At 44.9% G+C, this 23,745-nt stretch carries 22 protein-coding genes and 1 tRNA gene; all 23 read right to left on the reverse strand.

Annotated elements, in window-relative coordinates:
- The gene (locus CCVT_RS08820) at nt 1–474 is read right to left on the reverse strand and encodes a c-type cytochrome (protein WP_018137080.1); all 474 of its coding nucleotides are present in this window, start codon (nt 472–474) and stop codon (nt 1–3) included.
- Nucleotides 471–1,013 carry a c-type cytochrome gene (locus tag CCVT_RS08825; protein WP_018137081.1) on the reverse strand — a complete coding sequence of 181 codons (543 nt, stop codon included), beginning with the start codon at nt 1,011–1,013 and terminating at the stop codon, nt 471–473. The genes CCVT_RS08820 and CCVT_RS08825 overlap by 4 nt, the downstream gene beginning before the upstream one ends.
- Before the next feature lie 9 nt (nt 1,014–1,022).
- On the reverse strand, nt 1,023–1,685 hold the full coding sequence (locus CCVT_RS08830) for a 4Fe-4S dicluster domain-containing protein (protein ID WP_018137082.1): 663 nt from the start codon (nt 1,683–1,685) through the stop codon (nt 1,023–1,025).
- A 1-nt stretch (nt 1,686) separates the two neighbouring features.
- Complete coding sequence (locus CCVT_RS08835) at nt 1,687–2,919, reverse strand: nitrous oxide reductase family maturation protein NosD (protein ID WP_018137083.1); 1,233 nt, start codon at nt 2,917–2,919, stop codon at nt 1,687–1,689.
- A 4-nt stretch (nt 2,920–2,923) separates the two neighbouring features.
- The gene (locus CCVT_RS08840; protein ID WP_011992783.1) at nt 2,924–3,679 is read right to left on the reverse strand and encodes a hypothetical protein; all 756 of its coding nucleotides are present in this window, start codon (nt 3,677–3,679) and stop codon (nt 2,924–2,926) included.
- 426 nt (nt 3,680–4,105) lie between these two features.
- Entirely contained in the window at nt 4,106–6,697 is a 2,592-nt protein-coding gene (gene nosZ / locus CCVT_RS08845) for a Sec-dependent nitrous-oxide reductase (RefSeq protein ID WP_009649435.1), read from the reverse strand.
- A 25-nt stretch (nt 6,698–6,722) separates the two neighbouring features.
- The gene (locus tag CCVT_RS08850; RefSeq protein ID WP_018137085.1) at nt 6,723–7,568 is read right to left on the reverse strand and encodes a WD40 repeat domain-containing protein; all 846 of its coding nucleotides are present in this window, start codon (nt 7,566–7,568) and stop codon (nt 6,723–6,725) included.
- A gap of 430 nt (nt 7,569–7,998) precedes the next feature.
- The gene (locus CCVT_RS08855) at nt 7,999–10,011 is read right to left on the reverse strand and encodes a rhodanese-like domain-containing protein (RefSeq protein ID WP_018137087.1); all 2,013 of its coding nucleotides are present in this window, start codon (nt 10,009–10,011) and stop codon (nt 7,999–8,001) included.
- A 61-nt stretch (nt 10,012–10,072) separates the two neighbouring features.
- Entirely contained in the window at nt 10,073–12,067 is a 1,995-nt protein-coding gene (locus tag CCVT_RS08860; protein WP_018137088.1) for a multiheme c-type cytochrome, read from the reverse strand.
- 595 nt (nt 12,068–12,662) lie between these two features.
- A tRNA-Ser gene (locus CCVT_RS08865) sits at nt 12,663–12,750 on the reverse strand.
- 123 nt (nt 12,751–12,873) lie between these two features.
- Nucleotides 12,874–13,668, reverse strand: coding sequence for an undecaprenyl-diphosphate phosphatase (locus CCVT_RS08870; RefSeq protein ID WP_018137089.1), 795 nt, complete (start codon nt 13,666–13,668; stop codon nt 12,874–12,876).
- Complete coding sequence (gene tkt / locus CCVT_RS08875; protein WP_018137090.1) at nt 13,668–15,578, reverse strand: transketolase; 1,911 nt, start codon at nt 15,576–15,578, stop codon at nt 13,668–13,670. Before tkt ends, CCVT_RS08870 begins: the two co-directional genes overlap by 1 nt.
- 2 nt (nt 15,579–15,580) lie before the next feature.
- On the reverse strand, nt 15,581–16,477 hold the full coding sequence (locus tag CCVT_RS08880) for a polyprenyl synthetase family protein (RefSeq protein ID WP_026175528.1): 897 nt from the start codon (nt 16,475–16,477) through the stop codon (nt 15,581–15,583).
- Between the two features lie 2 nt (nt 16,478–16,479).
- Nucleotides 16,480–17,577 carry a DUF7488 domain-containing protein gene (locus CCVT_RS08885; protein WP_018137092.1) on the reverse strand — a complete coding sequence of 366 codons (1,098 nt, stop codon included), beginning with the start codon at nt 17,575–17,577 and terminating at the stop codon, nt 16,480–16,482.
- A 2-nt stretch (nt 17,578–17,579) separates the two neighbouring features.
- Nucleotides 17,580–17,897 (reverse strand): YbaB/EbfC family nucleoid-associated protein, encoded by a 318-nt coding sequence (locus tag CCVT_RS08890; RefSeq protein ID WP_018137093.1) that lies wholly within the window; start codon nt 17,895–17,897, stop codon nt 17,580–17,582.
- Nucleotides 17,898–17,987: 90 nt separating this feature from the next.
- Entirely contained in the window at nt 17,988–18,335 is a 348-nt protein-coding gene (gene panD / locus CCVT_RS08895; RefSeq protein ID WP_009649873.1) for an aspartate 1-decarboxylase, read from the reverse strand.
- Nucleotides 18,336–18,433: 98 nt separating this feature from the next.
- Entirely contained in the window at nt 18,434–19,732 is a 1,299-nt protein-coding gene (locus tag CCVT_RS08900; protein ID WP_018137094.1) for a UDP-N-acetylmuramoyl-L-alanyl-D-glutamate--2,6-diaminopimelate ligase, read from the reverse strand.
- Nucleotides 19,716–20,264: a hypothetical protein gene (locus CCVT_RS08905; protein ID WP_018137095.1), complete on the reverse strand. Its 549-nt coding sequence runs from the start codon at nt 20,262–20,264 to the stop codon at nt 19,716–19,718. Before CCVT_RS08905 ends, CCVT_RS08900 begins: the two co-directional genes overlap by 17 nt.
- Nucleotides 20,257–20,526: a NifU family protein gene (locus tag CCVT_RS08910; RefSeq protein ID WP_009649487.1), complete on the reverse strand. Its 270-nt coding sequence runs from the start codon at nt 20,524–20,526 to the stop codon at nt 20,257–20,259. Before CCVT_RS08910 ends, CCVT_RS08905 begins: the two co-directional genes overlap by 8 nt.
- A gap of 543 nt (nt 20,527–21,069) precedes the next feature.
- Complete coding sequence (locus CCVT_RS08915; RefSeq protein WP_018137096.1) at nt 21,070–21,597, reverse strand: NAD(P)H-dependent oxidoreductase; 528 nt, start codon at nt 21,595–21,597, stop codon at nt 21,070–21,072.
- Nucleotides 21,598–21,709: 112 nt separating this feature from the next.
- The gene (gene rplQ, locus CCVT_RS08920; RefSeq protein ID WP_018137097.1) at nt 21,710–22,066 is read right to left on the reverse strand and encodes a 50S ribosomal protein L17; all 357 of its coding nucleotides are present in this window, start codon (nt 22,064–22,066) and stop codon (nt 21,710–21,712) included.
- Nucleotides 22,067–22,077: 11 nt separating this feature from the next.
- Complete coding sequence (locus CCVT_RS08925; protein ID WP_009649689.1) at nt 22,078–23,094, reverse strand: DNA-directed RNA polymerase subunit alpha; 1,017 nt, start codon at nt 23,092–23,094, stop codon at nt 22,078–22,080.
- Between the two features lie 14 nt (nt 23,095–23,108).
- Nucleotides 23,109–23,735 (reverse strand): 30S ribosomal protein S4, encoded by a 627-nt coding sequence (gene rpsD, locus CCVT_RS08930; RefSeq protein ID WP_009649525.1) that lies wholly within the window; start codon nt 23,733–23,735, stop codon nt 23,109–23,111.
- Nucleotides 23,736–23,745 lie beyond the last annotated feature (10 nt).

Below are 23,745 nucleotides of genomic sequence, written 5' to 3' on the forward strand. Positions count from 1 at the left end.
CTACTTTTTAAATTTTGAAATTTCATCCGCAAGCAAGGCTATGTCAGCGTCGCTGGTGTTTGTCAGAAGCCCTTTCATCAGCGAATTATCGACCTTGCCCGCCTTATAGTCTTGCAGCTTTTTGATGAGCTGCTCTTTATCCATTCCGGCGATATTTGGTGCCATCACGCCCTTGCCATCAGCCCCGTGACAAGGCGCACACGAGGTCAGATATAGCTTGCTAGTCCCCTCTGCGGCTTTGTTTTGAACGCTTCCTGCGAGCTCTTTTATCTTTTTTAGCTCCTCGCTTGAGGCGAAATTTTCGATAGTCGTGCTTTGAGCTTGGTTTGAAACCTGTGTGGCATTGTTTTGAGAAGCGCTTTGCGCTTTTGCTTCGCCGCCTTTTTTACTTGGTGTCTGAAACATCAACATCATCACCATGAGCGCACAGACGCCTATGGCGATTAGTATCGTTACGATCTTTCCTATATTCATTTTTTACTCCTAAACTGCGCGTTAAAGTCGCTTATATCCTTTGCAAGCGCCCTGACCTCGCTCTCGTCCATAGAATTTACCAGATCTCGCATGAGCACGTTGGCTTTTTCTTTGTTTTTATAAGCGATTATCATATCGTAAATTTCATCGCCGCTTTTATTTAGCAGCGACGGACCGATGATGCCGTTTGCGTAATCATCGTGACAAGAGGAGCATTTGACGATGAAGTCCTTACTGAGCCTGCCGCGCACGAGCTTTGCGTTTATGCTCTCAAGCGGGCTTTTCACCATCGCTAAAGCGCCGATCTGCCTGCTTACGTTATTGTCCTCAAGGCCAAATTTCACTTTTTTTTCTCCGTCCATATCGTAATGAACGAAGTCCGATCTGCTTGGCTGGGCACTAGCGCTTGATCTTTCGACCTTTATCACGCCGGCAGTCTGTGCGGACTGCGAGGCGGTCTGGTTTTTATCGTCTTTGCCTTTATCGTTACAGCCGCTAAAAAGAAGCATAAAGGCAAAAATATAAAAAATATATCTCATCATCTCTCCTTAGTAAATTTCATCATAGGTTTTATTTGGCGCTATTTTTATGACCTGTGGCGGACAGACCTCAGCGCAAACGCCGCATCCAACGCAGCCTTGCTTGATGAGAGGCAAATTTTCTTGCATGATTATAGCGCTCTCTCCGACCGGGCACAAGCTCGCGCAAAGATCGCAGATAGAGCCTATTTTGGCCTTTATGCTATCCTTTACCGCCTGCTCCCTGTCGTTATAAATTTTCCTATCCAGTAAATTTTTAACTCCGCTCTCATCGACGCTCTCACCCTTAAAAGCCAAACAGGCGTTGGCGTCTACCAAGATCGCCACGCCCATTTTCACATCACCGATGACCTTCGTATCGTGGCTTAATGCACCGCTAGGACAGGCCAATACGCAAGGGAAGAGATCGCACAGATAGCAGCCTCTTTTGTTCGCGTCTATGTAAGACGTGCCGTTTGAGTAGCCCTGTGCGATGTCTAGCAGATCGATGCTGTGATAGGGGCACACCTGCACGCACTGACCGCATTTTATGCAAAGCGACTCGAAATTTTTAACAGCTCCCGGCGGCCTTAGATAAAGCTCATCGGCTCTCGTCTTTGGCAGGGCGATACCTACGCCATATCCGCAGGCTATCGCCGCAGCGCCGGCAATTATGAAATTTCGCCTATCCACGCTAGCCCCTAGCCAAATTTTGCTCGTTTACAGGCTTCATACGCGGCTTATCGTCTTGCAGTAGCTTGACTGGCTCTGAAAATGGCGCTAGCTTGGCGAGGAAATTTAGCACGCTGAATATACTGGAGCCATAAAAAAACTGCAAATTCGGATGATACTGCCACAGCTGATCGGCATATATAAAGTGTAAAAACGGCGTATCGCCAAAGCCGTCTTTGTCGATGTCAAAGCTCTCGTATTCGTCAAAATAGTTGCCCCGCCACTGGTTTAGATACATCTTTGAGCCGGGCGTATCGTTTGAGGCGATTTGCATATTGCCGATGAAGTCGTTGTCCTTAAAGACGCTTGGCTCTTGGGTGGCGTGAAACTGTATGCCGATGGTGTTGTGTAAAATTTGGTTGTTTTCAAAGACGTTTGGCATATTTGGCTGAAACGGGGAGGCGTCTAAAAACAGTCCGCGCGCGTTGTAGATGAGAGTGTTGTTTTTTATAGTAAAGGCCGAGCTGTCCTTTAGCCCGATGCCGATGCCAAAAGCACCGTCTGAATTTATGACCAGATTATTTTGAACGAGCGAGCCTTGCGAATACATAAAAAACATACCTACCGCATTTCCCTCAAAGGTGTTAAATTCCACCAAATTTTTGTTTGCATACATGAAGTGTATCGAGTAGCGACCGCGCACGCCGTGGTTTTTCCTAAAGGTGTTTAGGCTCGCATACCACGCGACCATATCGCGGCTATCGTGGACATAGTTAGACTCGATCAAGTTTTCATGACTATACCAAAGCCTGATCGCATCACCTCTAAGAGGCATCGCGACGGCCTTTGAGGTGATGTTATTCTCTACGATCTTAGAGGCGTTGCACTGCTTGAGCTCAACGCCAAAAAGCACGTCCGTAAGCTCGTTTGCTTTGATAGTCACGTTATTTGCCCCGTCGCAGCTTATGCCCGCGTCAAGATCGCTCAGACTATCTCCGCTACCTCTTATCTTTAAATTTTCGAGCTTCACGTCAGAGGCGATGACCTTTATCACGCTCGATCTGCCCTCGCCCTTTATCACGACGTTTTTATCCTCGCCGATGATATTTAGAGGCTTATTTATGACGATATTCCCCTCGTAAACTCCGCTGCCAAGCTTTATCGTGTCGCCAGCTTGGGCGTTGTCGATCACTTCTTGCAAGGCATTTGCCACGGCAAATTTAAGCACGAACGACACAAGGAGTAAAATTTTCATAAATTCAGCCTTTCAGCTCTTTTTTCTTTGAAAACATCGCAAGCAGGCAAAGCGCACTCATGATTATCATGACCCAAAAACCGATAGCCGGGTAAGAGTGCGTCGTAAAATGCGCGACGCTACCGTCGCCAAGGACCGTCGGCATGAAAGGCTTGATCTTAAACGCGCCCCACTCTTGCATGTTGTGTCCGTACCAGTAGAGCCAGCCCGTAAAAGCGCCCATGAAAAGTATCGGTGCGATGATAGGAGGTATCATCAAAAGGGAGCTGAATTTACCGTCATAATACAAAAACGCAAGCATACAAAGCGTGCAAATAAGCAGATAATAAGGCGCTATGGCTCGCTCGACATTGCCGCCGTATTCCATCGGATACATACCGATGTAGTGGTTTATCGTATTCATCTCATGCACGTCTCCGCTGTATCCGTCTACGTGAAAATAAACAGGGATACCGTCAGGAAAGGCCGCCTTTGGATAGTTTGGCGCTTCAAGCGAGACATACCAGATAGGAAAGGACGGCGTGCCAATCTCGGCCTTTTGCTCGATCATCTTTTCAAGGCTTGATGCCACGTCCTTTGGCAGGAGGTGGTTTTTGTACTGAAAGGACGTATAAACATCGTAAATTTTATATGTCCATGCGGGCAAAGTGTCGCCATTTTCGATCTTTGCCTTCGCTCCGTAAAATCCAAGCACCGGTATGGTAAAGCACACGGTCATGATGACAAGCGCTATAAGGGTGTAAATTTTATACTTGTTCATGATTTCTCCTTTAAATTTTAAAATTTTACTTTTTATGCTTAGTATTTTATGGCTCTGTTATAATAAATCATTGACACTTGCTTCGCAAACCATGTTCGCTCCGCAAGACGCCGAACATATAGCACGATTTACGCGGTCAGCTGCCGCTTCCCTGCAAATCGGCGACGATAGTGTCGCTTCACAAGGTTTGACTTCGCTCTTGGAAGTTAAAAATCAATGAAATATTGTAACAGAGCCTATTTTATTTGATAAGCATGCCGCGATTTTCGCTGTCGGCCCTGCAGCTTCCTTTGTTTGTAGCGAAGTCTCACTGCAAACGCATAGCGTAAAGCGTCTTGAAAAGCTGCGAGCGATGTCGCTATTATAAAACGCTCAAAATTTCAAGTCAAATTTCAAAATTTAAAGGGCGGGAATCCCGCCCAAATTTTAAAGACCGGCGTTCTCATCGATCCATTTTAGGTATTCGATGATATGCTTTATCTCCTCGTCGCTCATGTGCTGATTTGGCATCCTTAGGTTAAAGTAATTTATCATCGCTTTAACATAGTCGTCCTCATAAAATTTCGCAGGATCTTTTATGAAATCAGCCACCCATTTCTCGCCGTTCTCGTGTCGCAAAAGCACGCCCGTTAGATCAGGGCCAGAGCTTACTTGACCGATGACGTGGCAGCCGTTGCATCCGCCTTTTAGATAGGCCTCCTCGCCTTTTGCAGCACCCGCACTCATAGGAGTCGCGATAGCTTTTGCGAGATTGTTTTTAGCCCTTAGGCCAACGTCGGCGGTTTTTACCATGTATTGCCATACTTGATACTCCCAAAGGATCGCGCCGTTTACGTCGCCTTTTTTATAGGCCTCATCGGCTTTTTTCTTGACTTCGGCTATCTTGCTGTATTGATCCAGTGCGTCCTCGACTTGCTCTTTCACCTTCGGATATTTTTCAAAATGTTTTTCTTTGAGATACGCTACGACCTCTTGTATTACCGCGTCAGTAGCTTTGTTTGTCGCGATGACCTTGTCATACTCGGCTTTTAAAGCCTCAGGGCTTAGAGCTTTTAGCTTGTTGCCTTTTGCGGATTCGTATTTTTTATTCGGATCTTTAACGAGCAAATATCCCATCATCTCAAGGTGAAGCGCAGAGCAAAATTCCGTGCAGTAGTAAGGGAAGATGCCTTCCATATCGGCTACGAAATTCACGCTTGCCGTTTTGCCCGGCTCAAGCGATGCGTGGATATTGTATAGATCTATACCAAAGCCGTGAGTCTCGTCTTGAGCGCGCTCCAGGTTTGTAAGGTGGATAGTGACGTTATCGCCCTTATTCACTTCGATGTGCTCAGGGTTGATGTGGCTTCTTATCATCGTTGCAAAGACGGTCACATTTTTGCCGTTTCGCTCGATCCTCTCTTGACCTGCAAGGGTGACATAAGGGCTTGGCTTGCCTGTTCTTGAGTTTGTTCCCATGTTATAAGTGAGCGCCGGACTTAGCTTGGAAGCTGCGATAGAGACGACATCGTGAGGCTCTCCAAGAGGTATAGGCATATCATATATTAGATCCATCTTAGCACCGCTTATGTCAATGAGCTGGTGGTTTTGCGGATGAAGAGGTCCTACCGGGTTGAAGCGATCGATAGAAAGCTTATCCAGCGCTATAGCGTATTTGCCTACCGGTTTAGAGGACTTGCCCTCCATAGTGTCAAGGTGTCCGATGTTATAATGCACATTTACCTTATCAAGCACCTTTAAATTTTTATAGTCCCATTTTATGATCTGAGAGTCGACATAAAGCGAAGTATAGACTATGCCGTCCTTAGAGTCAAAAGAGTTGTGCAGTGGTCCAAGGCCTAGTTCTACCTGTCCATGAAGGGCTTTTTTCATATCGAGGATAGGGATGCCATACGGGTCCGTACCGGCAAAATCCTTTTTATCTATGAGCTCTTTTATCTTTCTAAAGTCATAAACGGAAGCGTGAGTATCGAGTTTTCCGCCGATTATGATGTATCTACCGTCAGGCGTTACGTCTATGCCATGAGGGCTCTTTGACTCAGGTATCAAAAATAGTGCTCCCGCATCGACGGCGGCCTTAATAGTGATGACTCTATGGCCGTTTATCTCCATGTAGTTTTTCTTGTCCTTAGCTAGCTTTTCTAAAATTTGCCAGTTATAAACGTGCATGAAGTCGGTATCGTTCCTACTAGCACCCGCCTCAAACGGAGGCAAGCCTTTTTCGATGCCGCCTGTATACATCTCGGTATTTATCGAGTTTGTGAAAGCCCAGCCAAAGCTCTCTCCCTTACCAGCGTCGCTTAGATCTTGCCAGTATGGAGGCAACTCAAGTGAGAAAGAGGCCTTCTCGTCTATCTTGCCCTTTGGATAGTCGAATTTCCAAAACGTGATCGCACCGCGATAAACCGCCTCGTAGTCGTCTATGGAGTGGTAGTTGTTATCAAGCGGAGCTGCGTATTGGCTTGCTTCGATGACGTATTCGCTGTTTGGAGTGATGAAGCTACCGCCGTGCTCGCTTTTCATTATCGGATTTACGACGATCTGAGTGGTCTCGAAATCATGTAAATTTACGACGGCTATACGAGGGTTGGCCTTATCGTTGATGAAAAGATAATCGCCCACATATTCGCCGTTTTTCTCGGTGAAATTCGGGTGGTGCGTATCACCCCAGGTTATCTCTTTGCCCCTGATAGCGCCTTGTTTTAGCACCGCCTTCGACTCGTCGTCATAGCCGTATCCTTGCCAAGGCTCAGGCGTGAAAACGCCGATGTATTTGTAAATTCTCATCGACGGAACGCCGTAAACTAGTATCTGGCCTGATTGACCGCCGGATGAAAATACGATGAATTCGTCCTTTCGTCCGCTTGGCTGATAGGTTTTGGCGGCTGCTAGGACGTCTTTCTCGCTGAGTCCGCGCTCTTTCATGACCTGTTCAAGATCACTTGCGCTACACGCCGCGCTAAAAGACAACCCAAGCAGCGCGATACCCGCGATACAAGAGTTTAAAAACTTTTGCATTTGCTCTCCTTTTATTAAAATGTTTTCAGTCTGCTTTTTTGTATTTCACATCGCCGTCAAAAGCGACACTCAAGATAAAATTTTTATCGGCAAAAATCGCTCTAAGCTCATCTGTATGCACCTTTTGGGCGCTTAAAATTTTAAAATTCTTATCTAGTTTATAAATTTTACCGTCACCTCCGCCAGCGTAAATTTCACTATCCAAACAGGACAAAGCGCAAATTTTAGTTTCGGCTATCTTTGCGCGAAGCCCGCTTTTTAGGCTCACCACCTCACCGTCAAAAAGCCCGAATATCACATCTTGTGAGCCCTTTAAGATACAGGCGCTAGTAGGCACGAAGCCAAGATCTAAGAGCCTGGTAGCCTCTAAATTTTGAGGATCTAGACTATAAACCGCGCCGTCGTAGCCAGCCATCACAAGCTCACTATCCAGCGCAAGCAGAGCTGAAATCCTATAAATTTGAGGAAAATCTTTCTTGATGAGCTTTTTGGAGCTCATATCATAAACGATCAGCGTATTTTGCCCGATGAGAGCGTAAATTTTATCGTTTAGGATCTTCATGAGTGAAATTTCGCCCCAAGCCTTGGTGTCGGCGAGAGAAAATACCGATCTTTGCCCCAAAACGGGGTCAAATTTTATCACTTCGCCGCTACTAAGCCCGACATAAAGAGCCGATTTGTCATAAGCTAGGCAGGTGATCTTGTCTTTTGAATGGATATTTTTTATGATCTTTTGCGTATCGATGTTTAAAATTTTGACCAAGCCGTCGTCCAAAAGTGCGACTTGAGCGAGCTTAACGTCGTAGTCACAGCCTTGGACGCGAGCAAAAACAATAGTAAAAAGCAAACTTAAGAAAAGAAAAATCTTCATACACATGTCCGTTTTCATTACCATTTTTCAAGAACTCTCTGAAAACTATACCTGTTATACTCTTAAATAAATATTAATACATAAATACCGAGAAACGGTGCTTTTTAGGCATTTTGCTATATAAATTTAAATCATTAATAAATTTTTTAAGAATTTCCGTGATAAAAAAATGACAAAATTTAATCGATATTTCAAAGCGAAATTTCGATACCGATCTTTGGAGTAAAAATTTAAACTCTTTGACGCGTGATATCAAAATTCACAAAGAGATATTAAGCAAATATAAATTTTTACTATTAATTTTTTATAAAATCGTAAAGCGACCGATGCGTAAAATCATCGTAAAAAAATCATTTTTCTTAAAATTTTATAAACACACCGCACTAGGTAGGATTTGAAATTTAGCCCCCGCAAAGGGGAGCTAAATTTATTAAGATAAGCTTGCGATATAAGCGTATATCATCATAAAGAGGAAGATCATGCCAGTGATCAGCATCGCAAATCCGGCGATCTTAGCGATAAGCTTATACGAGCCAAAGCTCTCGTTTTTATGGTAAAGCTTCTCGAGCATGCCGCTTTTTGCGAGGCGTTCATACCATTTGACACGCTCTTGCTTGATTTCTTGCTCTGACAATGTCCCGCTAAAGATGACCATATCCATCGGGAAGCGATCGGCTCTGAAGTGAGTGTTGAAAAAGTGGATCGCAAATATAAATCCGGTCGCCAGTAGCGCCTCGTCCGAGTGCACCAGTGTGCTTAGATTTATCATCCAGCCCGGTAAGAAATTTGCAAACCAGTTAGGAAACCACAACACAAGCCCGCTAAATCCGATGATGAACATACCCCAAAAGACGGCTAGATAGTCAAATTTCTCCCAGTAGGTCCATCTGTCAAACTGCGGCCTCTCGCCCTTGCCGATAAACCACAAGAAATGCGCCTTCATATCAGCAAAGTCCTGCCATCTTGGCATTAGCGAGTCAGCGTCGAATAATCGCTTGAAAAATCCTGAGCCCTTTTTACTTTGAACGATGATGATCTCAAAGATATGGCTAAAGAACACCGCAAACATTATGATGGCCGAGATATGGTGGATCTTTGTCGCCATTATCGGTCCGCCCATCATATCCATCATGCTTTGCGCCCAAGGTGCGTCGTAAAATTTCTGTGGCAAGCCCGAGAATGCAAGCCCCAAGAACGACGCGGCCATAAAGAAGTGCTGGATTATGTGGAATGCACTAAATCTCTTTATCGTTACCGCATCGTTGTGAGCCGCCTCTCGCGCCTTTTTCCACTCTAAAGGTCTCTCCAGTCTCGTTTTTATGAGCTTGATAGACCAAAGCAGAGTGTGAAGACCAAAGAACACGAACACCGTTATCACAAGCCCTGTCATAAACACATACGCAGAGTGTAGAAGCGGGAAATTCTCGCTGTCGGTATGATCTGCGTGTGCGATGAAGCCGGTGAAATTTAGATTTGAGTTCGGGTGACACTCGCCGCAGGTTTTTACGCGATTTTTAGGATTTATCGTAGATTTTGGATTATCAAGGCTCATCACGTTGTGAGTGCCGTGACAGTCAAAACACGCCGCTACCCTTACTGCATCGCCCGGTTTGTTTAGTAAAAGCGCTTTGCCGTGGAAAGTCTGATGATAAAGGCTTTGCTCTTTTTCGTGACAGCTGCCGCAGTTACTTTCGCTGACTTGCTTCAAATTTTTCGCTACGCCGCTTTTATCGACGATGTGGATACCGTGACAATCGGTGCAGTTTGGTAGCTTCCTGCCATCTTTTAGCTCCTTTGTCACGAGCGGTGAATGCACGCTCTCCTCAAAATCAGCCTTTACATCTTTGTGGCAGCTTTTGCAGTTGTCATTTACGAATTCTTTATCCTTAAAAAGCTCCTCGCGTTCGGCCTTGCTCGCATATAAAATTTTAGGCGAGTCGTGGCAGTCGCGACAGCTTGGCACGCTAGCGAACCTAAGTCTGCCGTGTACTCCGTCGTGAAAGTTAGTTACCTCTTTGTTTGTGAGTTTGTCTGTCTTTTGCGATGAGACGGTTTTCTTGCCTGCGATCACCCAACCTTCGATGCCGTTTGTCATAAAATATAAATTTTTATAACCCTTTTGTTTTGCGACCAAGGCTACATCGTTTGGCTCTCTTGAAGAGGAATTTAGCCCGTATATGACGATGTTGGCGTCTTTGTCTTCAGGTAGCATCGAAGCGGTGTTGTTCGCATCTACGTTCATCGCACCGTCGATATGCCTAAGCTTAAATTCAACCGGCGTATTCGTATCTAAAAAATAGGCGTTTTTAGCTTTTAAATTTTCAGCTTCGTTAAGACTTATAGGCTTGAGCCCGTCAATACCTAAATTTACATCAGCAGGCATCGACGCAAAGGCAGGGCAAATCATCAAAGCAATAAATAAAAACTTGGCAAATTTTAACATAGCCGTTTTCTCCTTTATTGTTTTTAAAAAACGAGGGGACGAACCCCTCTAAATTTTGTGCCTATTTGCTTTTGCCTTCGGCTATCTCTTGGGCATACGTAGTATAAACAAGAGCCTCATCGACTAGCTTTTTAGCATATTTTGGTCCGTGAACGCCCCATGAGCCGTCTTTTTTCAAGATGTCTAGATTGTCTTGAGCTTGTTTTGCAAGGCTCAAAATTTTAGACTTTTGCTCGGTCGAAAGCTTGTTGTCATCAGCCATCAAGCGATCGATCTTTCTTAAGGCGATCTCAACTTTGGCGTATCCGTCTTTTACAGGCATTTGCCACTGCATCACAGCATCATAGATCGTAGCTTGATCAGTGTAATGAAGCTCTTTTGGCAGTGTGGATTGGATAGCGCTATGGCATCCGCTCGCGCCCGGTTTTACTAAATTTGGATCCTCAAACGCAGTCCTGCCGCAGCTCCACATCAAATCCACGAAGAAGCGTCCGTCCTCGCGAGCGAGTCTCCAGCCCTTTGTGGTCTTAGGATCGCGTGGCTGTCCTTCAGGAGGGTTGATCGATTTTTTATCTTTATCGACTAAAATTTTCCAGATATGCGAAGTCCTGGTATTGTCGTATCCGGCTTTATCCGGGTCTTGTATGGCGGCGAAATTCTCGCAGCTCATCATAGCCGGCATGTGGCAGCCCGTGCAGTTATCCTTCGCGTGAGGTCCGCCGTATTTAAACATATCCGTTTGCTCTTGGTGACAGTCTTGGCATGTTTTCTTAAGACCTGTTAGGGTGTAGTTGTCTCTCCAGTCGTTTTTAGTGATCTCATGCGGATCGTGGCAAGTAGCGCACCTTAGCCCTTTATCATAATGTTTGGAGTTATAAAGCTGAGAGCCCTCGGTTCCGCAAGCAGGGCAGCTTGATTTAAAGAACGAGTTGAAAGGCTTGCTAGGATTGATCTTTGCATCGTCTTCATGATATGCAAATCTTTGGTGACAGCGCTCGCAGTTACTAGGCATACCAGCGCCTCTTGCTCCGTATAGGTGAGCACCCGCTCCGTGGCACTCTTCGCATGAAATTCCTCTTGCGACGGTGTGTTTTCTAAGCTCTTTGGCGTTTCCCAATGCCGCGAAAAATTCATCTTTGGTTTTAAAGTCGAATTTAAACGAGTGGCAGACCTCGCAGTATGCACTGGCCGGCTGGAAAAGCATCTTGTTTTGATATGTCGAGCCGTAAGAGTTCATACCCCACATATGCGAGCCGTTTCCGCCAAAATCTTTCATTTCGGTAGGGAAATTGGGCGAAATTTCTTTTATCTTTTTAGCGACTTCCGGGGTGATGTTTTTTGTCCAGTTCACGGAGAACTGATTTCCGCCGGCTACGATTTTTGAGTTAGGATCGTCAAGCGTGCCGTCTATAACGTGATAAGTGCCGCGAACGAGCCATTTATCGACAAAGCAGTATTTCGTCCTTGGTGTTCCGATGATACCGTAAGTATCGTCAGGCCTGATGCCAGTCGTTAAGATCGGCGTTTTAGTGCCGTACATACCTTGTTTTGGATCGCCGTTTACTTCGCTGAGCTCCTCAGGCCATCTTATGGTCTTAGCGTGACGTGAGCGCTCCCACTGAGCGTATTGAGCCGGGTGGCACTCGCCGCATTTTTCAGGGCCTACGAATTTATTAGGAAAGTCCAAAAAAGACTCCATAGATAAGCGGTATGTGATAGAGGTAGGATGTCCAACTTTCTCGGCATATTTTTTACCGCCACCGAAATTTACAAACTCACTTTGACGATCAGAAAGCGAGTATTTTCCGATCAAACGTCCCTCTTTTTCAAATTTAAAAATAGGGTGATTTTTCTTAAGATAGTCCCAAAAGTCTGCGTCCCCATGCACTATGTCTTCAAGTGTCCTTGGCTTTACTCCATCGTTTTGAAAAGTTTTTGGAGCATCATCCGATACATTTTCCATGCTCTCGGTAGCCTGAGCAGATACACAAAAAAACGAAGCACTAAGGGCGAAGATACAGGCGAAAACCCCATCTTTTAGCCAACTGCGTTTCATAAAAACTCCTTGATTTTGTTTTATCTTATAACTAGAGACAAAGTCTCACTAAATTTCCCGACGCAAGACCCTTTGGGCCATTTTATCCTTCAAGCACCTGATTTCCTACCTCCATTTATCATTTATTAATGCTTTTCTAATACGATTTTAATACTTTAAATATAAGCTAATTCTTAATGAGATTTTTTTAGTATTATTTTTTTAGTAAATTTTAAGAATATAGCGATTTTTATGTGATTTGATTTTTACTTTAGCTTTACATTGATTTAAAATTTATTTCATAAAACGGCTAAAATAAGGGATATTTACAGATATTTTACATTATTTATAAAAATTTTATTATTTTTAATAACTAAATTTAAAATCCTAAAATTTTAAAAAAATATGTGTAAAAATGAAACAAATTTTTTAATAATTATTGCTTATTGATAAAAATTCTTTATATATATTAAAAAATAAATTTAATTTTTAGCTTTATGATGAGACAAAATTTTTTTAAGCCTTTTTACGACAAAATATAAATTTTTATATTGCAAGCGTAGTCAAATATATACGAAGCTTTTAAATTCTTTTGATAATCAGCAGTGATAAAAGATGGCGGGCAGAGAGGGGTTCGAACCCTCGAAAGCTTTCACTTTACACGCGTTCCAGGCGTGCTCCTTCAACCGCTCGGACATCTACCCAAAGAAGCGTATTATAACTTAAAGTGCTTAAAATCAAACAAGAATACCGCAAAATCGATGCGAAATTTAATTTTAGGCTGTAAATTTCGCCTTTTTGCTAAATTCACAGCCTAAACCATCACTCTAAACAAATATAAAGAGCAAAAATACGCCCAAAATAAGACGATACACGACAAAAGGCGTCATACTCATCCTTGAAATGATGTGCATAAAGAGCTTGACGCAGATATACGCGCTCACAGCGCTGATCAGGGCTGCAAGAGCCAGATCGCTCCATACGTAAGAGACGTCGTGCCTTATGAGCTTGACACTCTCTAGCCCGCCCGCTAGTAAAATGATAGGGATACTCATCAAAAATGAGAAATTCGCGCTTCCTACGCGGGAAAAGCCTAAAAATAGTGCCGCACTCATCGTTACGCCGGAGCGAGAGACGCCAGGTATCAGCGCTAAAGCCTGCGCTAAACCGATGATGAGTGCCAGCTTTATAGTGACGTCATATTCGCTTTTGGTGCCAACTCTCTTATCGGCTAGATATAAGACTACGCCAAAGATTATCGTAGTGACCGCGATAACGATGCCGCTTCTTGTATATTCTTCTATCAGACTATTAAACGCTAGACCAAAGATCCCTGCCGGTATCGTCGCAAAACAAACCGCCCAGACCAGCGTGCTGTCGCCTACTCTTTCGCGCCTTACGATAGAGGCGAAAAAGTCGCGTAAAAGCCCGAAAATACTATCTTTGAAATAAAAAACGATCGCCGTTAGCGTACCGATATGCACCGCCACATCAAAGGCAAGCCCTTGATCGGGCCAGCCAAGTAGCTTCGGTACGAGCACGAGGTGCGCAGAGCTTGATATCGGTAGGAATTCAGTTATGCCTTGCACCAATGAAAGAACTATGATATGAACGATATCCATTAAAGCACACCTTTTGCAAATTCGCTTAGCGGAGTCGGCTCGAAGCCAAAATGGCTAAACAGCTCGGCGGCTTTGCCTGAAGCGCCAAAGCCTTTCATGCCGTAAACATGATCTGCAAATTTAAACCACTCAAGGCCTCTTGAGGCTTCTACGGCGATCACGACGCTATTTTTATCTAAAATTTTATCCAGATATTCGCATGACTGCTCGCAAAGCAGATCGAAGCAAGGCGCAGAAACTACGTTCGTAGCTATGCCATCGCCGCTTAAAATTTCATGCGCTTTGAGGCAAAGCTCGACCTCGCTGCCGCTTGCGACAAAGGTGATCTTCGCGTTTTCACTCTTTTTTAGCAGATACGCTCCATTTTTGACCTCGCCAAAGACTCCGCCCTCAAGCGGTGCAAGCCCTTGACGAGAAAGCACGAATGCGCTTGGAGCGCCTAAATTTAGAGCCGCTTGCCAGCAAAGGACATTCTCGTTGCCATCAGCCGGACGGAAGGTGTAGAAATTCGGCATCGCACGAAACTGGCTTAGCTGCTCGATAGGCTGATGCGTCGGACCGTCTTCGCCTACGCCGATGCTATCGTGCGTAAAGATGAAAAAGTGCTTTAGGCTCATGAGAGCGGCCATCCTGGCACTTGGCTTCAGATAATCGCTGAAAATAAAAAACGTCGCCGAGAAAGGCAAAAACAACCCGTATCTGGCAAATGCGTTATTTATCGCCGCCATCGCATGCTCGCGGATACCAAAGTGTATGTTCTTGCCGCACGGGAAGTCGCCCATGCCTTTTAGCTCGGTCTTGTTTGACGGCGCTAGATCCGCGCTACCACCGATGAAGCCGGGTAGTGCGCTTGCGATAGCGTTTATTATCTGCCCGTTGCTGTCGCGCGTTGCTAGCTTTTTACCGTCAAATTTAGGATACTCTATCGTGCTAAAATCCGGATTTAAAAGCCCGTTTAAAATTTTGGCCTTTTCATCATCTAGCGACAAGAGTTGCTTGTTCCACTCGGCCTGTGCGAGATCTCCTCTCTCAAGAGCCCCGCGAAATCTAATAAGCACGTCCTCATCGACATGAAATTTAAGCTCCGGATCAAAGCCTGCCGCGCTCTTTGCTGCGCGTATGACCTCTTCGCCAAGCGGCGCACCGTGTGCGTTATGACTGCCTTCAAGCTCGCCCGCACCTTTTGCGATGCTGGTATTTGCGATGATGAGATAGGGCTTGTCTTTATTTGCCGCCTCGCTTAGAGCAAATTCTATCTCGTCGTAATCATGCCCGTTTATGCGTGCGACCTCAAATCCTTGCGCTTCGAATCTGACCTTTACATCCTCGCTCCAAGCTATGGCCGTATCGCCCTCGATCGTGATGTGGTTTGAGTCATATATCATCACCAGGTTATCAAGCCCCAAACGCCCGGCTAAGGCACACGCCTCGTAGCTTATGCCCTCCTCCAGGTCTCCGTCTCCGCAAAGACAGTAAATTTTATGGTTTATTATCTCGTTTTCGGGCGTATTTAGGACATTTGCAGCGTATTTTGCCGCCATGGCAAAGCCTACTGCGTTCGCCACGCCTTGACCTAAAGGTCCGGTAGCTATCTCGACGCCCGGAGTGTGAATTTCAGGATGTCCCGGGGTGTTTGAGCCAAGCTGACGGAAATTTTTAAGATCCTCAAGGCTCACGTCATAACCGCTAAGATATAAAAAGCTATAAACGAGACTACTCGCGTGTCCGCCGCTAAAAACGAGCCTATCGCGATTTAGCCAGGTAGGATCTTTGGGGTTGTGTTTTAGGTGTTTCGAGAGGACGACCATTATATCGGCTAGTCCCATCGGAGCGCCCGGATGACCGGAATTTGCCGCCTGCACCATATCGGCACACAAAAATCTTATCGTATCGGCTTGTTTTTTCAGCATTTTCAACCTTTCAAGTGTTTATCTATCAAATTTTCAACCACGCCGCAAACGCCCTTTGGCATATCCGAAAGCTCTCGGCGTATCTTTGCGATGAGCTCGTTTTTGCTGTCTCTAGCGCCCTTGATGCCAAGTAAATTCGTGAAAGAATTCTTTGTAACATCGTTATGCACCGGTTTTCCGGCCTCGCTCTCGTCGCTAGTAGCGTCTATGAGGTCATCTTCTATCTGAAAGGCTAAGCCCAGATCAAGTCCGATGCCGTAGATCCGCTCGCACTGCGCCGCGTCAAGAGCTGCGATGACTGCGCCCATTTCAAGGCTTGCTGCGATCAGCTTGGCGGTCTTGTGGATATGCAGGAATTCTAGTTCGTCTAAATTTAGCCTTTTTTGAGCGAGACCGAGCCTATTTTTAGCGTTTTTCACATCTGCTTTATCGCTATTTTCAAAAAAGCAATCAAGCGCCTGACCAAGCACCATACCGCTAGCTCCTGCGTTGGCGCTTAAAATTTCAACGCATTTTACGACGACCGGCGCCTCCAGGTCGGCACGTGAAATTTCATAAAAAGCCTGCGTATTTAGCGCATCTCCTGCGAGTATAGCAGTGACCTCATCGTATCTCGTGTGAAGCGTAGGCACTCCGCGACGAAGCGGCGCATCGTCCATAGCGGGCAGATCGTCGTGGATGAGCGAATAAGTATGCATCATCTCAAGCCCCAGTGCCACTCGCATGGCATTTTGCGTAAGCTGCGGACGCAAAGCATCTACGACGCCAAGCAGCAACTGAGCGCGAAAATGCTTGCCGCCCGCCTTTAGCATGACGCCAAGCGCCTCCTCGTAATACGGATGAAAGCTCGGCGCTTTGGGCAAATTTGCGTTTAGAAATTTTATGAATTCATCGAGCAAGGTCACTTAGGAACTCTCGCAAAAAATTGAAAATCATGCCTTGTAAATAGCAGCAAAAAGCTTTGCTGGTCGGCTATCTTTGCTAGCAAATCAGCGCGATCTACGACCTCTTCTTGATTTACCTGTAATATCCTATCGCTCACTTTTATACCGAATTTATCGGCGTTAGAGCGCGGTTCGACCTTTGTCACGACTAGATTTTTACCTACGCTTATGCCGTAGTCTCTTAAAATTTTATCGTCCATCTGCGAGGAAATTTCACCGGGCATCATGTTTAAATTTGGCATACTCATGCTATCTGGCATCAACGCATCAAGGCTTTGGGTAAATTTTAGATCCCCAGATACCGGCACCTGATATAAAAGCTCGGCTCTGTCGCGCTTTACGATGATGTCTAGCTTGCTGCCTTTTGGCGCAAAGAGTATCGCCTCGTTTAGCTCTCTTAGGCTCTTTGGCGTTTTGGAGTTTATGCTGATAAGCTCGTCATTTACCATCAGCATCTTGCCTCGGCCCAAAGGATCGACCGACGCCACGAAAAATTTGCCGTCTTTTGGTAAAAATTTCACGCCTATATCGCCGTAATACACATCATCATACGCCGCAAAATGCTTTAAATAGCGGTTCGGGATAAATTTATCGCCGCCCACGCTTATGCCTATCATCTTGCAGCAAGGGGTATTTATCTCGCCAGTCGCGTTATACTCGAAGCTAAGCGTGTCAAATTCGCCTAAATTTTGCCCGAGCGCTTTTATGTGGCCCATTTTCGTGTTATTGTTATCGCTTAAGATCCCGACCCAAGTGCTCTTTTTTATGCGCTCCTCGTTCGTCTCGTCAGCCATCGCGGCGGGGCTTAGATCGCTGTTTGAGCGCACGAGATAAAGCTGCAAATAAGGATCGAATTTCACATAGTCGTTTATCGGGGCTTCGCCGTTTTTAGGCACGGCGATGAGATCCTTGGTGAGCACGACGCCAAAATGGTTATTCACAGCCACGATAGAATTTTTGTTTTTTTCGTAGCAGGCGTGGAAATCGTCTTGAGTCGGGCGCGGATCGGCAAAAAGCCAAAGACCAAAGCAGATGAGTAAAAGGAGCTTTTTCACGTTTATCCTTTAAAGCCAAAGTCGCCAAGACCGCCCAGCATCCTGCCGGCTATCGCCTTTTTGTCGTCCTCGGCCATTTTTAAAACGTCGTTTATCGCGCTTATGAGTAAAATTTGCAGACTCTCTTTATCTTCGAGCAAGCTATCATCGATCGTGATATCCAAAATTTCGCCCTTGCCGTTTGCTTTGACACTGACTAGTCCACCGCCGCTTTTTGCGCCGAATTCTTTATTCAGGCTCTCGGCCTCCAGCGCCTGAGCTTGCTCTTTGGCTTTTTCAAGCACTTCGCCCATCTTAGAAAAGTCAAATCCCTCAAACATAAAAACACCTTTGAAATTTTGACAGATTATAACACAAGCTTGCTTAGGTTTTAGGCCCAAGCCCTTTTGCGCCCGTTAAAATTTGCGATTTTATTTTTTGATCATTTCGTTTTTCGCATTTACGTGCACGATGGTCGGGCTGAATTTCTTGGCTTTTTTAAATTTCATGCTAGCATACGCCACGATGATGACGATGTCGCCTATGCAGACCTTGCGTGCAGCTGCGCCGTTTAGGCAGATCTCGCCCTTTTTGCCCTTGATGACGTAGGTGGCGAAGCGCTCGCCGTTATTCACGTCTAAAATTTCGACCTTTTGATTTTCCAGTAAATTTGCCGCACGCATGAGCTCCTCGTCTATCGTGATCGAGCCTACGTAGTTTAAATTTGCGTCCGTGACGGTAGCGCGGTGAATTTTACTGGATAAAATTTCTACTCTCATGATTTTCCTTCGGTTCTTGTTTCAATAAAACATTGATGCCCTAAATAGGCGATTTGCGACCTCGTCTAGCAAGTAGCTATTATCACGCCAGGCGAAATTTAGCCCTCTAAAGACAGGTCCTTTAAAACGACTTCTTTATCGCTGAATGGATATTTTACGCCCTTGATCTCTTGATACTCCTCATCGCCCTTGCCAAGTATCACGAGCGCCCAGCCAGCACCCAGCTCTTTTAGCCTGCCAAGCCCCAGCTCTATCGCCTTTTTACGATCACTTATGCGCGATACGTTTTCATCCATGCGCATGCCGCCGCAAATTTCATCTATTATCGCTTCTGGATCTTCGCTTCTTGGATTGTCGCTGGTGACGATACAGATCTGAGCGTATCTTTGCGCTATAGCACCCATTTTCGGGCGTTTGGTGTTATCTCTATCGCCGCCCGCGCCAAAGATCACGATGAGATTTAGATGGCGCAGCGCATTTAGCACTTTTTCTATCCCGTCAGGCGTATGAGCGAAGTCCACGATCACCAAAGGCTCTCTACTCACGACCTCGACGCGTCCGTCCACTCCGCTAAATTTACTGATCGCCTTTGCAAGCTTGGAGCTTTCAGGCTTTGCTAGCAAGCATACCGCGCCTAGTGCGGCGATAAGGTTGTAAAGATTAAATTCCCCCTGAAGCGGCGAATCTATCTGCACATCGCCGTTTGGCGTTTTTATGACAGCATCGATGCCGCCCTTTAGACCGTAAGCGACCGGGGCGAAAGAAGCGGGCTTCTTAAGCGAATAAGTATAAGCGTTTTTAGGGTTAAATTTTATCCCGCCGTCATCGATATTTATGAGCTTTAGGCTATCGTCGTCAAAAAAGCTCGACTTTACGCGCGCATACTCCTGCATGCTCTTGTGATAGTCGAGGTGATCCTGGGTCAAATTTGTAAAAATTTTAAGTGCGAATTTCAGGCTCTCGATGCGTTTTTGATCTATCGCATGGGAGCTTACCTCCATTACGAAGTATTCGCAGCCTCGCTGGCTTGCGGCTTTTAGATACCAAAGCGTCTGCAAGATCGCGCTAGTAGTCAGCGCCTTTTCGTCTATGCGCTCGCCCTCTATGAACGCACCGCGTGTGCCGCTAAGAGCGCACTTATGACCAAGCGTTCTTAAGGTCTCGTAAATCGCTGCGGCGGTCGTAGTTTTGCCGTTAGTGCCGGTGATACCAACGATCTTGATATTTTCATCAATATTTAAAATTTTCTTGCACTCTTCAAGACCGATGAGCTTCGCGCCCCTTTTTACGGCATCGTGGGAAAATTTAGAATTTGCATGCGTTTGCACGAAAAAGCAGCCGCTCTCGCACTCGTTCGAGTTGTCCGTCAAGAAATTTGCGTCAATGGATATTTTCATCGCCCTGTCTTTTTTGTATCTCTTTTAAAAGTGCACCTATGCGCTCGTCCCCGCTAAACATCACGGCTGCGCTCTCAAGGTAGTTCATACCCATTTCGAGGAAATTATTTTTTATGAGATTTTCTAAAAATTCTAAAAAATCATCCTTGTTCGAGATCATGACCTTGGTCGAAAACATGATGTTTTCAAAGACTTTTTTGAAATTCCCCTCGCGCCAGACGGCCTCTTTAAAGTCCTCATAGCTGATCGCGTCTTGCTCCTCAAAGTCATCCTCAGAGACGATCCTGGACTCCAAGACCTCCAAAATTTCGTCGAAATTTCCTTTGGTATCGCCGCGCCTATCCTTATTTATGAAATACTCAAAGAGCATCCTTGCCTCTTCAGGGCTTTCTTGCGCGAGCGAGCAAAGCTGGATGAAAAATAGCACGTTTTTATCTTTGCTGGTCTCATAAGCGAGCGAGAAATATGTCATCGCCTCGCGAAATTTGGCTTTTTTGAAATTTTTTATGCCAAGTTTTTTATAATCAATCAAATTTGACCTCTTCTCCAAGGGGGATATTCACGACCTCAAGCTCGGGGTGGATATCTATGCGAAGTTGGCGCTCGATGCCGTATTTTAGGGTCGTCGTGCTCGCCGCGCAGCCGTGGCAATGTCCGGTAAGGCGCAGATAAATTTTGCCGTTTTTTATGCCTAAAAGCTCCATGCCTCCACCGTCGTTCTCAAGCATCGGTAGCACCTTTTGCAGGCTCGCCGTGACAGGCTTTAAAAGCTCTTCGTCGCTAAATGGTATCATGTTTTACCTCTTGAAATTTTTGGGTTATTATACACTTTTTGGCAAAAGAAAATTTAAAGTGCTTATTTTGCCGTGATTATTTTTATGGCTCTATTATAATAAATCATTGACACTTACTTCGCAAACCATGTTCGCTCCGCAAGACGCCGAACATATAGCACGATTTACGCGGTCAGCTGCCGCTTCCCTGCAAATCGGCGACGATAGTGTCGCTTCACAAGGTTTGACTTCGCTTTAAGAGCTGAAAATAAATAAATATTTTAACAGAGCCATTTTTATAAAAATTAAGAAAACGAACGATCCGCTTACAGTGGCGTTTAATAAAGCTTTATTGAGCAAAACGACATCTGTAAGGGGCGGCTCCACTGCTTACAAGAGTAGGAAATTCGATCTGTATTCAAGTAACGTAGGACAAAGCCTGACTTATTGTTTCGTAGCTCTTAAGGACGCTTCATAAGGTGCTCAAATCCGGGCAAAATTTTACATTTAGTTTTAGTATATACGAGTCGGACGAAATTTAGCATGCAACAGATAAAAGCGCATCTAAACCGAAGCGATAAAATCGATATACGTAGGCACGCTCGCCTCTATACGCTCTGGCGTGGCTTTAAATTCCGCGTCGTAAAATGCTACGAAATTTTTATAATTTGCGCCGCAGTAGCCAAAAGTTATCTCAAACGGTACTAAAATTTCCTTTAAAGAGTAGTGATATTTGCCTGTTCTGGTATAGTTTTTCTCGCCTATACCAGCACTCACAGCCAAGCCCATATTGCGACCTTTGAGTGCTTCGTCGCCCTTACCGTAAGCCCAACCGTCCGTGAATACATCATCAAGCCATTTTTTCATTAGCGGCGGGCAATTAAACCAATATATCGGAAACTGCAAAACAATGCTACCATGCGCCTCGATCAGCGCCTGTTCTTTTTTTACGTCTATGATCTCTTGTGAATACTCGCCGTATATGTCGTGGATAGTAAATTTATCAGGATACTTTATTGCTTCTTGTATCCAGCGCTTATTTACTTTCGAATCCTTTAAGGATGGATGCGCCAAGACTATGAGAGTTTTCATTTTATCTCCTAAATTTTAAAATTTGGAGACGATTATAAGACGTTATTAATAACAAAAGGTATAAAAATAAGGGGAAGCAGAGGGCAAAATTTAGCCCTCTATTTGAATTTAGTTATTCGCTTACCAATTCGATATATGCCATCTCTGCAGCATCGCCACGGCGGATGCGGGTTTTGATTATCCTTGTGTAGCCGCCGTTTCGCTCTTTAAATTTAGGAGCGACTTCAGTAACCAACCTATTTGTACTCTCTTTGTCTTGCAAAGCGGCAAAAACCGCTCTGTGAGCGTTAGAGTCACCTTTTCTGGCTCTTGTGATGAGCTTTTCGACATAGCTTCTAAGCTCTTTAGCTTTTGGCAGTGTCGTCTCTATTTTTTCGTTTTTGATGATCGCGATAGCTAAATTTTTAAGCAACGCGGATCTATGAGATGACGTTCTACCAAGTTTTCGATATCCGTGTTTATGTCTCATTTATTGTCCTTTTATTCTTTTGCACTCATTTGTGATTTTAGCTCGGCGATCTTTTTTCGCAGCTGCTCTTTACTATCTTTTAGCACATCACTACCCACAGGATAGCCGATCTCTTCCATGACGGCTTTTATCTCCTCAAGAGATTTTTTGCCTAAATTTTTAAGATCTTTAAGCTCGTTTTCATCCATCAATGCAAGCTCGCCTATATATCTGATCTCGGCCTTATCAAGGCAGTTGAAGCTTCTAGCGCTTAAATTTAGCTCTTCGACGCTTGAAAGTAGCTTTGCATGCTCCCCGCCGACACTACTGCTCATCATCGGAGCGTTCACATCGATATCTAAAACGCCTTTAAATACTGACATTTGTTGATACATGGCCTCTAGGCAGTGTTTAAATGCCTCTATCGGGCCTACTTGACCGTCTGTCGTGATAGTAAATACGATCTTTTCATAGTCCGGATCGTCTTCTACAAGAACGTTTTCAAGCTCATATACAGCTTTTTTGACAGGAGTGAAGAAAGCATCAAGTGCGATATAATCGTCCTCGATCTCCTCGCGGATCTCCTCGCTAGGCACATATCCGATACCCTTTTGAATGATAACGCTGAAATTTAGCTCTGCGTCTTCATTGATCGTAGCAAGATAAGCATCGGGGTTCACGATCTCTACGACATCGTTGTTAAGATCGGCTCCCGTTATCTCTTTTGGACCTTTAAAGCTATACTCTACGACCTCACGCTCGCTATCGTTTTTGAGTTTGAAGCGAATTTTCTTTAAATTTATAATGAAAAACGCAACGTCTTCAAGCATACCGCGCATACTGTCAAATTCGTGGCTGACACCCTTGATCTTTACGCCAATAGGCGCAAAACCGACCGTGCTTGTGTAAAGAAGACGACGAAGCGGGTGAGCCAATGTGACTGCATAACCGGTCTCAAAAGGATATGCAGTTATCTTTGCTACGTTCTCGCTGATGCTTTGAACTTCGATCTCAGTCGGCATATAAGCTGATGTAGTAATCTTTCTCATCTTTATACCTTCTATTATTTTGAGTAAAGCTCGACTATGAATCTTTCCTCTATCGGAATGATAACCTCTTCTCTTTCTGGATTTCTGGTGAAAATTCCAAATTTCTTATCTTTTTCAACATCAACCCAGCCGACGATACCGGTCTGAGCGGTAAGATCAATCGCACGAACAATTTGCGGATTATTTTTAGATTTTTCGATAACCTCTACTTTAGATCCCGGCTCCACCCTATAAGAAGGGATATCCACTCTCTTACCGTTTACAAGGATATGTCCGTGAGTTACGAGCTGACGTGCGAAACGACGAGTCGTCGCAAAGCCCATCCTATAAACTACGTTATCTAGTCTTTGTTCTAAAAGCTGGACTAAAAGCGCACCGGTATTTCCCTCGCGACGTGCTGCTTCTTGGAACAATCTTCTAAATTGCTTCTCTGAAATTCCATACATGAATTTAGCTTTTTGCTTCTCGCGAAGCTGTAAGCCATATTCGCTGATTTTCGCTCTTCTTTGTCCGTGTTGTCCCGGTGCATACGGTCTTTTATCAAGCGCACTTTTGCCTGCAAGCCTTCTCTCGCCTTTTAGCGCAAGAGAAACACCAAGACGTCTTTCTAGTTTTTCAACAGGTCCTGTATATCTAGCCATAATAATTTCT

Source organism: Campylobacter curvus, from assembly GCF_013372125.1.
In the GTDB taxonomy this organism is placed as follows: domain Bacteria; phylum Campylobacterota; class Campylobacteria; order Campylobacterales; family Campylobacteraceae; genus Campylobacter_A; species Campylobacter_A curvus.

Bases quoted from the DNA above. Each gene is read 5' to 3' on its own strand.
- CCVT_RS08820 (WP_018137080.1), bottom strand. From the start codon at position 474: ATGAATATAGGAAAGATCGTAACGATACTAATCGCCATAGGCGTCTGT.
- CCVT_RS08825 (WP_018137081.1), bottom strand. From the start codon at position 1,013: ATGAGATATATTTTTTATATTTTTGCCTTTATGCTTCTTTTTAGCGGC.
- CCVT_RS08835 (WP_018137083.1), bottom strand. From the start codon at position 2,919: ATGAAAATTTTACTCCTTGTGTCGTTCGTGCTTAAATTTGCCGTGGCA.
- CCVT_RS08840 (WP_011992783.1), bottom strand. From the start codon at position 3,679: ATGAACAAGTATAAAATTTACACCCTTATAGCGCTTGTCATCATGACC.
- nosZ (WP_009649435.1), bottom strand. From the start codon at position 6,697: ATGCAAAAGTTTTTAAACTCTTGTATCGCGGGTATCGCGCTGCTTGGG.
- CCVT_RS08850 (WP_018137085.1), bottom strand. From the start codon at position 7,568: ATGAAGATTTTTCTTTTCTTAAGTTTGCTTTTTACTATTGTTTTTGCT.
- CCVT_RS08855 (WP_018137087.1), bottom strand. From the start codon at position 10,011: ATGTTAAAATTTGCCAAGTTTTTATTTATTGCTTTGATGATTTGCCCT.
- CCVT_RS08860 (WP_018137088.1), bottom strand. From the start codon at position 12,067: ATGAAACGCAGTTGGCTAAAAGATGGGGTTTTCGCCTGTATCTTCGCC.
- CCVT_RS08870 (WP_018137089.1), bottom strand. From the start codon at position 13,668: ATGGATATCGTTCATATCATAGTTCTTTCATTGGTGCAAGGCATAACT.
- tkt (WP_018137090.1), bottom strand. From the start codon at position 15,578: ATGCTGAAAAAACAAGCCGATACGATAAGATTTTTGTGTGCCGATATG.
- CCVT_RS08890 (WP_018137093.1), bottom strand. From the start codon at position 17,897: ATGTTTGAGGGATTTGACTTTTCTAAGATGGGCGAAGTGCTTGAAAAA.
- panD (WP_009649873.1), bottom strand. From the start codon at position 18,335: ATGAGAGTAGAAATTTTATCCAGTAAAATTCACCGCGCTACCGTCACG.
- CCVT_RS08900 (WP_018137094.1), bottom strand. From the start codon at position 19,732: ATGAAAATATCCATTGACGCAAATTTCTTGACGGACAACTCGAACGAG.
- CCVT_RS08910 (WP_009649487.1), bottom strand. From the start codon at position 20,526: ATGATACCATTTAGCGACGAAGAGCTTTTAAAGCCTGTCACGGCGAGC.
- CCVT_RS08915 (WP_018137096.1), bottom strand. From the start codon at position 21,597: ATGAAAACTCTCATAGTCTTGGCGCATCCATCCTTAAAGGATTCGAAA.
- rplQ (WP_018137097.1), bottom strand. From the start codon at position 22,066: ATGAGACATAAACACGGATATCGAAAACTTGGTAGAACGTCATCTCAT.
- CCVT_RS08925 (WP_009649689.1), bottom strand. From the start codon at position 23,094: ATGAGAAAGATTACTACATCAGCTTATATGCCGACTGAGATCGAAGTT.
- rpsD (WP_009649525.1), bottom strand. From the start codon at position 23,735: ATGGCTAGATATACAGGACCTGTTGAAAAACTAGAAAGACGTCTTGGT.